Annotated in this window: 9 protein-coding genes; 6 read left to right on the top strand and 3 right to left on the bottom strand. The window is 75.7% G+C overall.

Going from position 1 to position 12,694, the window contains the following annotated elements; translation table 11 throughout:
• Window positions 1-19: 19 nt before the first annotated feature.
• Together FB558_RS37265 and FB558_RS37260 are read left to right on the top strand one after the other, a co-directional pair.
• Window positions 20-1,936, top strand: a complete 1,917-nt coding sequence (locus FB558_RS37265) for a heparinase II/III domain-containing protein (RefSeq protein ID WP_246107043.1) — start codon at window positions 20-22, stop codon at window positions 1,934-1,936.
• Window positions 1,933-3,033, top strand: a complete 1,101-nt coding sequence (locus FB558_RS37260; protein WP_142062458.1) for a substrate-binding domain-containing protein — start codon at window positions 1,933-1,935, stop codon at window positions 3,031-3,033. The genes FB558_RS37265 and FB558_RS37260 overlap by 4 nt, the downstream gene beginning before the upstream one ends.
• Window positions 3,034-3,135: 102 nt before the next feature.
• Here FB558_RS37260 and FB558_RS37255 read toward each other — a convergent pair whose 3' ends face one another.
• Window positions 3,136-5,100: an AfsR/SARP family transcriptional regulator gene (locus FB558_RS37255; protein WP_246107042.1), complete on the bottom strand. Its 1,965-nt coding sequence runs from the start codon at window positions 5,098-5,100 to the stop codon at window positions 3,136-3,138.
• A 68-nt stretch (window positions 5,101-5,168) separates the two neighbouring features.
• On the opposite strand from FB558_RS37255, the gene FB558_RS37250 reads away from it, so the two are divergent.
• Window positions 5,169-6,047 (top strand): alpha/beta fold hydrolase, encoded by an 879-nt coding sequence (locus FB558_RS37250; RefSeq protein ID WP_142062455.1) that lies wholly within the window; start codon window positions 5,169-5,171, stop codon window positions 6,045-6,047.
• Window positions 6,048-6,078: 31 nt separating this feature from the next.
• Here FB558_RS37250 and FB558_RS37245 read toward each other — a convergent pair whose 3' ends face one another.
• Complete coding sequence (locus FB558_RS37245; protein WP_142062452.1) at window positions 6,079-6,264, bottom strand: hypothetical protein; 186 nt, start codon at window positions 6,262-6,264, stop codon at window positions 6,079-6,081.
• A 1,175-nt stretch (window positions 6,265-7,439) separates the two neighbouring features.
• Window positions 7,440-7,913, bottom strand: a complete 474-nt coding sequence (locus tag FB558_RS37240) for an ATP-binding protein (RefSeq protein ID WP_170231737.1) — start codon at window positions 7,911-7,913, stop codon at window positions 7,440-7,442.
• 166 nt (window positions 7,914-8,079) lie between these two features.
• Here FB558_RS37240 and FB558_RS37235 point away from each other — a divergent pair, with 166 nt between their 5' ends.
• From FB558_RS37235 to FB558_RS37225, 3 genes are all read left to right on the top strand, one after another.
• Complete coding sequence (locus FB558_RS37235; RefSeq protein WP_142062447.1) at window positions 8,080-9,498, top strand: amidase; 1,419 nt, start codon at window positions 8,080-8,082, stop codon at window positions 9,496-9,498.
• An 85-nt stretch (window positions 9,499-9,583) separates the two neighbouring features.
• Window positions 9,584-10,393, top strand: coding sequence for an SAM-dependent methyltransferase (locus tag FB558_RS37230; protein WP_142062444.1), 810 nt, complete (start codon window positions 9,584-9,586; stop codon window positions 10,391-10,393).
• Window positions 10,394-10,402: 9 nt separating this feature from the next.
• Entirely contained in the window at window positions 10,403-12,568 is a 2,166-nt protein-coding gene (locus tag FB558_RS37225) for a putative bifunctional diguanylate cyclase/phosphodiesterase (protein WP_211367115.1), read from the top strand.
• Window positions 12,569-12,694 lie beyond the last annotated feature (126 nt).

Raw genomic sequence — 12,694 nt, 5'->3', positions numbered from 1 at the left:
CTATCGATCAGGAGCGATCGTGACCGACTGCGGTGCCCTCCGCGCGCGCCTCGGCCCGGCACTGGCGAGCGGCACGCTCCGCATCGCCGCCGGCCTGCCCGTTCCGGACGTGGCGGACCGGTCCACCTGGGACACCGTGCCCGCGGCCGCCCGGGAGCCCGTGCTGGCCGCGGCCCGCCACGAGCTCGACCGCCCCCAGCCGGTCCTGCTCGCCTCGGACTGGGCCCGCGCGTTCCGCGACGGGGTGCGCACCGCCTACGAGGACCCCGCGCGGGCGCTGCGGGAGCGGGTGGCGGTCCTGGCCGTCGCCGCCGTCCTCACCGGGGAGACGGCGCAGGCGACTGCGCCGCCCGGTGGGGTCCCCCACCTCGACGGGGCCGTCGACGGGCTCGTCGCCCTCGCCGAGGCCGGCACGTGGTGCTGGGCACCGCACGACCGCGGCGCGGCGGCCCGCGGCGAGGTCGTGCCCGATCCGGGGCGACCGTTCCTCGACCTCGGCGCGGCCGAGGTGGCCGCGCTGGTCGCCTGGGCCGAGCACGCCCTGGGCCCGCACCTGGACGTGCGCGCGCCGGGGCTGCGACGGCGCCTGCGCCAGGAGGTCGAACGCCGGGTGCTGCGGCCGTTCGAGGACGTCCGCGACTGGCACTGGATCGGCCGCGACGGCGACGCCCACAACTGGAACCCCTGGATCCACGGCGCGGTGCTGACCGCGACGCTGGCCGTGGTGGACGACGCGGAGCGGCGCGCCCGGCTGGTGCGGCTCGTCGTCGAGGGTCTCGACCACTACCTGCGCGTGCAGCCCGACGACGGGGGCGTCGACGAGGGCGTGCAGTACTGGTGGCTCGGGGCCGGCCGGTTGCTGGAGGCCCTCGACCTGCTCGCCGCGGCGGGCGGTGAGGCGCTCGACGCCCGCGACCTCCCGGTGCTCGCCGAGCTCGCCCGCTACCCGCACCGGATGCACCTCGGCGACGACTGGTACGTCAACGTCGGGGACTGCCCCGCCCGCCCGTCCCCCGACCAGGCGTGGCACGTGCCGTTCCGCTGGGGGGTCCGCCTGGGTGACGCCGCCGTGCGCGGGCACGCGCTCGCCCGCGGCCGCACCGGTCCGGCGGCGCGCCCGCGGGCCGGGCTGGGCCGCGCGCTGGAGGCCCTCGCCGACCGGAGGTGGACGACCGCGCACGCCGGCGCAGCGGATGCGGGCGCACCGTGGCTCGCGCCCCATGCGTGGCTGCCTCGCGTACAGGTTCTGGTCGCGCGGGAGGACGGAGGCAGCACGCACGGCCTCACCGTGGCCGCGAAGGCCGGGCACAACGACGAGCGGCACAACCACCTCGACGTCGGCACGTTCTGGGTGGCCGTTGACGGGCGGCCGCTCGTCGTCGACGTGGGCCAGCCCACCTACACGGCCGCGAGCTTCGGGCCCGACCGCTACCGCGCCTGGCCCCTGGGCAGCGACTGGCACAACGTGCCCGATCCGGGCAGCCCGCAGGGGGTCGGCGCCGAGCACCGCGCCTGCGACGTCCGCGCCGAGCTCGGCCCGGCGGTGGCGGCGCTGCACGCCGACCTCACCGCGGCCTACCCCGCGGGCCGCGTCGCGCGGTGGGAGCGCACCGTCCGGCTGGTCCGCGGGCCCGGTGCCCACGCACTGGTCGAGGACCGCTGGGCGGGCGAGGCCCCCGTGCTGCTCCGGCACGTGCTCGCCGGATCCGTGCGGGTGGAGCGGGGACGCGCCGTCGTCACCGCGCCGGCGACCCGGCCGCTCGTCCTCACCTGGGACCCCGCCCTCGCCGCCGCCGAGGTGGCGGACCTCCCGCTCGACGACCCGCTCCTGCGCGCGGTGTGGGGCGAGGGGCTGACGCGGCTCACGCTGCGCGCCGGCGCCGCGGTCCGCGCGCTCACCGTGCGCCTGGAGATCGCGGCGGAGCACCGCGGATGAGGCTCTCGGCGGAGCGGCGGGAGCTCATACTGGCGGCGGTCCGCACCCGCGGCACGGTGCGGCTGTCCGAGCTGGTCGGCGAGCTGGGCGTCAGCCCGGTGACCCTGCGCCGCGACGTCACCGCGCTCGCCGACAGCGGCCTCGTCACCCGGGTGCACGGCGGGATCACCCTGCCCCGGCGCGCCGGCGCCGCGTCCGAGCAGGGCCCGCCGCGGTCGGCGGTCGGTCCGCTGGCGTCCCGCGTGCTCGTCGGGATGGTCGTCCCCTCGGTGGACTACTACTGGCCTGCGGTCGTGCAGGGCGCCCAGACCGCGCTCGCCGCGGCCGGCTCCCGGCTGGCGCTACGCGGTTCGAGCTACGACGCCACGCAGGACCGCCGCCAGGTCGCGCGGCTGCTGGAGCGCGGCGTGCAGTCGCTCCTGGTCGCCCCCGACACGACGGGGCGGGCGGGCGCGGAGCTCCTGCGGTGGCTCGGCGGGCTCCCGCTGCCGGTGGCGCTGGTCGAACGGCTGCCCCCGCCCGAGCTGCCGACCCTCGCCCTGGACGCCGCCACCACCGACCACGCCCTCGGCGCGGGACTCGGCGTGCGGCACCTCGCCACCCTCGGCCACCGGCGCGTGGGCCTGGTCGTGGCCCGCCCGAGCCCGACCAGCCGCGCGGTGCGCCGCGGCTGGCGGACGGCGGTCGAGCAGCTGGGACTCGCGCAGGACGGGGTGCCCGACCTCGACGTCCCCAGCTACGGGCAGCCCGGCTGGGCCGAGGCCTTCGACGACGTCCTCGACCGGTGCCACGACGGCGCCGTCCGCGCCCTGCTCGTGCACTCCGACCGCGAGGCCATCGGCATCCTCGAACGCGCCCGCGACCGCGACGTCGCAGTGCCGGGCGAGCTCGCCGTCGTCTCCTACGACGACGAGGTCGCCAGCGCCTCCGACCCACCGCTCACGGCCGTCCGGCCCGACAAGCACCGGCTCGGGTCGGTCGCCGCCGAGCTCGCACTGGCCCGGGTGGCCGACCCGAGCGCGCGGCCGGTGCACCGGGTGAGCCTGTGGCCGCAGCTGGTGGTGCGCGAGTCGTGCGGCGCGAGCCCGGAGCGCTGACCGCAGCGCTCACACACCGATCACCTCGCTCACACACCGGTTGCAGTCGGTGTGGCAGCACCGGAGTCGGTGTGCGACGTCCAGTTGTGCCCTCCGGGCCTGTTAGCCGCGCAGTGCGCGCAGGAGGTCGGCGACCGGGCCCAGGCTCACCATCGCGCTGCTCGCCCCCGCCAGCTCCGTCGCGGCGGGTGCCAGCGCCGCCTCGGCGCGGGCCGCGACGCGGGCGTCGCCGGTGGCCAGCGCCGCGCGGCCGGCCAGCCACCACAGCGCTTCCTGCAGGTGGCCCGGTGGTGGGTCGGGCAGCGCGCCGACCGCGGCCTCGGCCTCCTGGTGGCGCCGCCGCGCGAGCAGCAGGTGCGGGCGCACCCACGGCTCGTAGGGGCCGAGGTCGCCGAGCGGCGCGAGCGGCGCGCCGCGACGCAGCCGGAGGCAGGTGAGGGCGAACGCGAGCAGCCCGGTCTCGACGCCGGGCATCCCCGCACCCGCGAGCGCGTCCGCCGCACGGCGGTACCGGTCCTCGGCGTCGGCGGCCCCGTCCTCCACGGCCCGCATGGCCCGGAACCACGCGACGAAGATGCCGGCGAGGGGACGGTCGAGGCGTTCGCCCAGCTCGGCGAGCGCCTCGGCGTGCCCGGCGGCGCCGTCGAGATCGCCCAGACCGCTGAGCGCCTGCATGCGGATGATCCGCCCGAGGACCGCGGACGTCGGCAGGTCGTGCTCGTCGGCGATCCCGACGATCTCGCGCCCGATCGCGTCGCGCTCCGCGGCCAGGCCGGCGCGGGAGAAGGTCTGCAAGAACGTGCCCGAGAGCGCGGTGACCAGCAAGGCGGGATCGGCCGACCCGCGGGCGAGCGCCTCGGCCTCGGCCGCGGCCTCCCGTCCGCGGGCGCCGGGCAGGCCGCGGGTCTCCACGGCGATCCTCGTCAACAGGCGCGCCCGCAGCGGCGGCCGACCCCCTTCCGGCAGCAGCCGCAGGGTCCGTTCGGCGGCCGCGGCGACGGCGGCGGAGGCGTCCGGGTCGTCGGCCCGCGACCAGACGCTCGGGACGTCGTACGCGGCGAGGATGCGCGCGGTGAGCTCGGGGTCGCCGAGGTCCTCGGCCGCCGCGACGGTGGCCGCGTGCTGGGCGATCGCCGACCCGGGCTGCCCGCCGTGCACCGCGAGGCTGCGCAGCAGCGCGGTCGTCGACACGAGCGTGGCGCGCTCGCTCACGGTCGTGCTGCGCTCCCACTCCGCCGCCGCGCCGGCCCGGATCCGCTGCGCCGGGAGCGTCGCGCCCGGCGGGTCCCCGGGCGTCGCGCCCGGCGGGTCGAGGTGCGGAGCGCGACGGAGGATGTCGGTCCGGAGCTGCCCGAGCGCCGGGCCGGGGTCGATGCCGAGCTCCTCGGCGAGCAGCGTGGCCGCGCGCCGCAGCACCGCGAGCGCGTCACCCTGGCGGTCGCAGCGGTAGAGCGCGAGCGCGAGCAGCCGCCAGCCCTCCTCCCGCCATGGGTGCTCGGTGACGTGCGCGTCGAGGTCCGCCGCGGCGTCGGCGGGCCGGCCGGCGGCGAGGAGCGCCGCGGCGAGCTGCTCGACGGTGGCCAGCCGCAGCTCGGTGAGCCGCGCCCGGTCGCCCCGGGCCCAGTGCGCGTCGGGGAAGTCGGCGTAGGGCGTTCCCCGCCACAGCTCCAGCGCGCACCGCAGGTCCTCGGCCGACCTGCCGCGGCGCGCGTCCGCGGTGCCGACCGCGGCGGCGAACCGCCAGGCGTCCACGGACTCGGTGGCGGCCCGGAACGCGTACCCGGTCCCCTCGGTCACGATCGAGCGGGCGCCGCCGCCGGACCTCAGGTGCGGGTCGAGCGCCGCCCGCAGGTCCGAGACGAACGTGCGCACCGCCCCGACCGCGCGACGCGGCGGATGAGCGCCCCAGAGGTCCTCGACCAGCACCGGCACCGGCACGACCCGCCCGCGCGCCACGACCAGGCGCGCCAGCACCTCGCGGTGCCGCGGCCCCTTGACGTCGAGCCGGTGCCCCCGCGGGTCGCGTACCTCGACCGGCCCGAGAACCCGGACCACCGGCGCGGTCACGGCTGCTGATCGAACGCTGATCGGCGAGGTCGACCATCGGTGCCACCCCGCTGAGAGGAGCGAGAACCATGGAACCGACCATCCCCGGCTTCCGCCACGAGCGCGTGCCCGGTGCGGACGGAGTGCTGCTCGACGTCGCGGTCGGCGGCAGCGGCAGCCCCGTCGTCCTGCTGCACGGCTTCCCCCAGACCCACCTCATGTGGCGCCACGTCGCCCCCGACCTGGCCCGCGACCACCTGGTGATCTGCCCCGACCTGCGCGGCTACGGCGCCAGCGACAAGCCGGCCGCCGCCGACCCGTCGGTCTACTCCAAGCGCACCATGGCCGCCGACGTCGTGGCGGTGGCGCGGCACCTCGGCGCGGACCGCTTCGCGCTGGCCGGCCACGACCGCGGCGCCCTGGTCGCGATCCGCGCGGGCCTGGACCACCCCACCGCGGTGACGCACCTGGCCTCGCTGGACGTCCTGCCCACCCTGGACATGTGGGACATCCTCCACGGTGTCGATGCCTCGGTGGCGTTCCACCTCTACCTCATGGCACAGCCACCGGGCCTGCCCGAGCGGATGATCGAGGGCAGCAGCGACGAGTTCTTCGGGTACTTCCTCGACGCCTGGAGCCGGCACCCGGACGCGATCCCGCCCGACGTCCGCGCAGCCTACTTGCGGGCGTCCCGGGAAGCGGTCCCGTCGATCGTCGCCGACTACCGCGCCTCGGCCGGGATCGACCTCGAGCACGACCGCGCCGACCGCGCCGCCGGGCGCGTGCTGGGCATGCCCGTGACCGTCGTGCAGCAGGACTGGGGTGCCGCCCTCGGCTACGACGCGGCCGCGATCTGGAAGGCGTGGGCCCCCGGCGTCGAGCACCTGACCCTCGACCTCGGTCACTTCATGGCCGAGGAGGCCCCGGCGGACATCGTCGGGATCCTCCGCGGGTTGCTCTCCCGGTAGCGCCGCCGGACCCTGCTGCAGCGGCACGCGGTCAGGATCGGTCGTCCTGCGCCGGGGGTTCGCGCGGGACCGCTCCCCCGGGGTCGCCGGCCTCTGCGGCCGGGCGCTGCTCCCGCGGCGGGTTCGCCGCCCGCCGCACCGACGCGACGGCGTACACCACCCCGCCGATGATCACCAGGATCGCCAGCACGATCAGTGCCTCGAAGCCGACCGCCATCACCTCCATCGTCCGCGGACCGACGGTCCGCAGGCTAGCCAGCACGGCTTGCCCTCGCCTCCCGAATGACCCAGAGCGTGGCCGCGAACGTCCATCGTGTCGTGCAGCGGGGGCCGGTCCGCGCCCGCCGGCGCACCCCGTCTGCCCCCACGCGCCCCGTCTGCGCCGAGGCCTCCCCTCGACGGGTAGCGCGGGCGAAATCGGGGTGCGTGCGCGGGCGGCCACGAGCCACGCCCCCCGTCTGCGCTCACGCACCCCGTCTGCTGTCACGCACCCCGTCGACGGGGTGCGTGGGCCGAATCGGGGTGCGTGGCAGGACACGGGGGGTCCGCTCCTCCCCGGGGGGTCCTGGCGGGTGGGGCGGGTTGCGGTGGGCGCGCCGTTCCCGGCTCGGGACCAGCTGCCCCACTCCGCGCCGAGGCGTCACTCGCAGTCGGGCCCGCGCCCGGCCCGACCTCCAATGGCGACGGTGGCCGGGTTGGCGAAACTACCGAGTTACGTGGTCACCTTGACAGCCGTTCCCGACATGGCCCCGGCCGGTCCACGACGAGCCCGTCCCCGCGGGGTGCCACTCATCTGGCTGTGGTGCCGTTCAAGAACCCCTTCGAAGCGTTCTTGGTCAAGGAAGCAGGGACCAGGCCGCGCCCGTGGGGGCGCATCTTCCATTTCCGCCGATCATGAGCCTCGATGCGCCCCGGGCCGGTCCCATGATCACCAGGCGGGGTGGATCGGGACCACAGCCAGGTGTGCACCCACCCGGCAGCGACGTTCTCGTCCGGAACAGGCCTGGGCCATGTCGGGAACGGCCGCCCGGCCGGCCACGCTATTCGGTACCTGGCCCAACCCGGCCACGTCGCCGACGGGCGGGGTCCAGGGGAACCGGGTGACTGCGCCGAAGACCGGGCCGGGGCGGGCGGCAGTGGCCTCGAGCCGGGAAAGGCCCGCCCACAGAAGGATTCCCTGACCATATCGACACCATGGGTCTGCGACCGCGGCCGAGGACCCATGACGTGGACGGGCGCGTTCCGCGGAACGCGGGAACGGCCATGATCAGCAGGAGTGGTGTGAGGGCGTCAGTTCTGTCGCCCTCACACCACTCCTGGCGATCACCCCGGCGAGCAGTGCGTGCGCGCGATCGCGAGAACATGCCACTCACACCGCTCGCCGCCGTGGATCTAGTGGGCTCGTAGGCGGGTGACCCGGTCCTCGTCCGCCGGCTCCACGGCCGGTTCGTCGGCGACGCCGTCGAGCAGCGGCACCGGCCTGCTCGTCATCGTGACGACCGTCCCGCCGCCGTCGTGGCGGATCCGGACCTGGTCCATGCACTCGTGGACGGCCCGCAGCCCGTAGCCGGGCCCGTCCCCCGGGTCGCGCCACCGGCCCTCGTCGCGCACGACCACGACGATGCGCCGCTCGCACGCGCCGACGACGAGGCGGCCGACGACCTCCACCTCTCCCGGCACGCCGGCCGCGTACGCGTGGTCGACGGCGTTCGTGCACGCCTCGCTGACCGCGAGGACGACGTCGACCCGGTCGGCCTCCGGCCACCGGAGCTGCTCCAGCCAGGCGTTCAGCCCGCCGCGGAAGAAGATCAACTGCACCGGGTCGGCCGCGAACCGGATCCGGTAGTACCCCGTGGGCCCCGTCACGCCTTCAGCATGGCCAAGCCCGCCGGTGCGCGCGACCGCTGGCGAGGGGGTGCCGTCCATCCACCCGCGCCGCCCGGGCACGGGCAGCCCCACCGGGCGGGCGGGAGCCGCGAGGATCGGCGGATACTCGTCAGACATCTCGCGATCACAACCGACGGGAGCGTTCGTGTCCACCGATCTCTGCTATCGCACCGCCCGTGAGCTGGCCGACCTGGTGCGCCGCCGGGAGGTGTCGGCCCGCGAGCTCGTGGCGGCGCACCTGGAGCGCATCGAGCGGGTGAACCCGGAGCTGAACGCGATCGTCACGCTCGTGCCCGAGCGCGCGCTCGCCGAGGCCGCCGCCGCGGACGAGCGGCTGGCCCGCGGCGAGCCGGTCGGCCCGCTGCACGGCCTGCCGGTGGCCCACAAGGACACGCACCTGACGGCAGGCATCCGCACGACGTCGGGATCCCCGCTCCTGCGCGACCACGTCCCCGACGCCGACGAACTGATCGTCGAGCGGATCCGCGCGGCGGGCGCGATCACGATCGGGAAGACGAACGTGCCCGAGTTCGCGGCCGGCTCGCACACGTTCAACCCCGTGTTCGGCGCGACCCGCAACCCCTACGACGCCACCCGGACGCCGGGCGGGAGCAGCGGTGGGGCGGCGGCCGCGCTGGCCGCGGGCCTGCACCCGCTCGCCGACGGCAGCGACATGGGCGGTTCGCTGCGCAACCCGGCGTCGTTCTGCAACGTCGTCGGCCTGCGCCCGGCGCCGGGGCGGGTCCCCACCCACCCGAGCGCGGCGCCCTGGGCGACGATGGCGGTGCAGGGGCCGATGGCGCGCACGGTCGCCGACGCGGCGCTGCTGCTCTCGGTGATCGCGGGTCCCGACCCGCGATCACCGATCGCGATCGACGAACCCGGCTCGGTCTTCGCCGGCCCGCTGGAGCGCGATCTGACGGGCCTGCGCGTGGCGTGGTCGGCCGACCTGGGCGGCACGGTGCCCGTGGACCCCGCGGTCGTGGGCGCGCTCGCACCGCGGATCGCGGCGTTCACCGACCTCGGCTGCGCCGTCGAGGAGGCGTGCCCGGACCTCACCGGGGCCGACGAGGTGTTCCGGACGCTGCGGGCCTGGCAGTTCGACCTGGCCCTCGGGCCCGTGCTCGACCGGCACCGCGACCAGGTCAAGGCCAGCCTCGCGGCCAACATCGACCAGGGCCGCACGCTCACCGGACCCGATCTCGCCCGGGCCGAGGTGCTGCGGGCCGCGCTCTACCACCGGATGCGGGAGTTCTTCACCCGTTACGACCTGCTGCTGCTCCCGGTGAGCCAGGTGCCCCCGTTCCCGATCGAGCAGGAGTACCCCACGGACGTCGCAGGCGAGCCGCAGCCGGACTACCTGGGCTGGATGCGCTCGGCCTACCTGGTGTCGGCCACGGGCCACCCCGCCCTGTCGGTCCCCGGCGGCTTCACCCCCGGCGGGCTCCCGGTCGGGCTGCAGATCGTGGGCCCGCACCGCGGCGAGCTGGCCGTGCTGCGCGCCGGCCACGCCTTCGAGCAGGCCACAGGGGTGGGGTCGCGGCGCCCGGACCTGACGGCGTGAGGGCCGTCGCCTGCTCGTCGGGGAGATCATCGGCGGGCGACCGTGTAAGTTCCCACGTGGAACCGGCCACCCGCGGGAGGAGCCGATGACGGAGTCCGCAGATCGGGCACCCGGCGATCTGGACGCCGAACGGCCCAGCGCCGCGCGCGTGTACGACTTCTACCTGGGCGGGTCGCACAACTTCCAGGCGGATCGGGAGATGGCCAAGCGCGCCATCGAGATGTGGCCGGAGCTCCCGCAGATCATGCAGGCCAACCGCGCCTTCCTGCGCCGCGCCGTGACCTTCCTCCTCGACCGGGGGATCCGGCAGTTCCTCGACATCGGCTCCGGCATCCCGACCGTGGGCAACGTGCACGAGGTGGCGCAGGCGGGGGCGCCGGAGGCCCGCGTCGTCTACGTCGACATCGACCCGGTCGCCGTCGCGCACAGCAGGGCGATCCTCGCCGGCAACGACCGCACCGAGGTGATCCAGGCCGACCTGCGCGACGTCGACGCGGTGCTCGGCGACCCGCGCACCGCGCGGCTGCTCGACCTGTCCGAGCCGGTGGGTCTGCTGATGGTCGCGCTGCTGCACTTCGTGCCCCGCGAGGCGGAGCCGGAGGCGATCGTCCGGCGCTACCGCGACCGGTTGGCGCCGGGCAGCCACCTCGTCGTCTCCCACGCCACCCACGAGGGCCAGCCGGATCAGGCCGGCCCGCACACCGCCCTCTACCAGCGCACCGGCACGCCGATGACGATGCGCTCGCGCACCGAGGTCGCCGCCCTGTTCGCGGGCTTCGAGCTGGTGGACCCGGGGGTCGTCTTCCTGCCGCAGTGGCGCCCGGACCCGGGTACCGATCCGGACGACCGCCCCGAACGGTTCACCGGTTTCGCCGCGGTGGGGCGTCGGGAGTAGGGACCGCAGGTGGTCATCGGTCCGGAGGACGACACCGACTGCGTGCGCCGCCGCTTCGCCCGGCGCTGGTCCGCAGCCGTCGCCGGCACCAGCTACGTGTCGCTGCGACCCGACGAGCTCACGGACTACCTGGCCGGGCTCACCGACCGGCTGGTCGACGTCCTGGACGCCGCGAGCCACGACCCGGCACGGGCGCACCGGATCGGCGTCGAGCTGGTCGCCGCGCACTTCACCGGCACCGAGACGTTGAGCCGCTCGCTGGCCGTGCTCGGCGAGGAGCTGCCTGCGCTGGTCGGTGACCCGCCCCCGCCGGACCTCTCCCGCCGGCTGGGCTCCACGCTCGGGGCGCTGGCGGCCGGCTACGCCGAGGCGTTGTGCGAGCGGACCGTCGACGAGCAGGAGGCGATCCGCCGCGCGTTGCTCGCGGCGCGCCGGGAGTCCGAGGCGAGGCTGGCCACCAGCGAGTCGCGGCTGCGGGCGATGTTCACCGAGGCCGCGATCGGCATCGGGATCGGCGACCTGGACGGCAACATCCAGGAGGTCAACCCCGCCCTCGTGCGGATGTTCGGCTACACGGCGGAGGAGTTCACGCGGCGCAACGTCAGCGCGATGGTGCACCCGGACGACGCGCCGAGCGTGTGGCCGCTGTACGAGCAGCTCGTGCGGGGCCTGCGGGACCACTTCCGGATCGAGAAGCGCTTCTCCCGGGCCGACGGCGAGATCATCTGGACCAACCTGACCGTGTCGCTGGTGCGCGACGCCGACGGCGCTCCCGCCTACCAGGTGGCGATGCTCGAGGACGTCACAGATCGGCAGCAGCTGCAGGCCACGCTCGCGCACCTGGCCTACCACGACCCGCTCACCGAACTACCCAACCGCACCCTGTTCTCCCGGCGCCTCGCCGAGGCGTTCTCCGACCCCGCGGGGTCGCGGCGCGTCGGGCTGTGCTCGCTCGACCTGGACGGGTTCAAGCGCGTCAACGACAGCCTGGGCCACGACGTCGGCGACCAGCTGCTGGTGGCGGTCGCGGGCAGGCTGGCGGACTGCTGCGGCCCCGACCGGCTGCTCGCCCGGATGGGGGGCGACGAGTTCGTCGTCTTGACCGACGGCTCCGGCGGGTCGGCGGAGGTGGTCACCCTCGCCGAGGAGATCATCACCGCGATGACGGCGCCGTTCCGGTTGGGCGGGCGCGACCTGAGCGTCACCGCCAGCATCGGGGTCGTGGAGCAGGCGGTCGCGGAGACGACCCCCGCCGAGCTGATGTCGGCTGCCGACATCACGCTCTACCGCGCGAAGCACGACGGCAAGGGGCGCTACGCCGTGTTCGACCGGGGTCGCACCGACCTCGAGATCGCCCGGTTCACCCTCTCCGCCACGCTGCCCGCGGCGATCGAGCGGGGCGAGTTCGTGGTGCACTACCAGCCGCTGGTCACGCTGTCCGACGGCGCGCTCCGCGGGGTCGAGGCGCTGGTGCGCTGGCACCACCCGACGTTCGGCCTGCTGCAACCCGACCGGTTCATCGAGCTGGCCGAGGAGACCGGGGCGATCGTGACGCTCGGTCGCTGGGTGCTGGCGCACGCCTGCGCGCAGGCAAGGGCGTGGCGCGACGAGTTCGGTGCGGCGGCGCCGCTGCTGTCGGTCAACCTCTCCCCCCGCCAGCTGGAGGATCCCGACCTCGTCGCCGACGTCACCGCGATCCTCCTCGACACCGGGCTGGAGCCGGGACAGCTGCAGCTCGAGCTCACCGAGCAGGCCGTGATGCGCGACGAACCGGGGCCGCTGAAAGCCCTGCGCGCGCTCGACGACCTCGGCGTCGGGATCGCGGTCGACGACTTCGGCACCGGCTACTCCAACCTGTCCACGCTGCCCCGGCTGCCCGTTCGCGGGCTGAAGCTGGACGGCTCGTTCGTCCGGACGCTGCGCGGCGGCGACGCGACGAACCCCACCGACGAGCTGATCGTCTCCACCGTGATCGGGCTGGCGCACGGGCTGGACCTCACCGTCACCGCCGAGGGCATCGAGACGGCCGACCAGTTGGAACGGCTGCGCGCGCTCGGCTGCGACGTCGGGCAGGGATGGCTCTTCGCCAAGGCCGTGCCGGCCGAGGAGATCACCGGCATGCTGCGCGCACACCGGTCCGCCGGAGAGCCGACGGCGGGCCGCACCGGCACCTGACCGCGGTACCGATTGCGCTCCGGGCCTGAAGAGGCCCTTCCGAACTGGCGATGCGAACCTCGGACGAGCAGCATCTCCCCAGGTCAGGAGGACATCCCCGGGATCCCGCGCCTACCCCCGCGGCTC

Source organism: Pseudonocardia kunmingensis (assembly GCF_006716445.1).
GTDB classification, from domain to species: Bacteria; Actinomycetota; Actinomycetes; order Mycobacteriales; family Pseudonocardiaceae; genus Pseudonocardia; species Pseudonocardia kunmingensis.
Note: the sequence above shows the minus strand (reverse complement) of the source record. Positions and strands in the feature narration are given on the sequence as shown.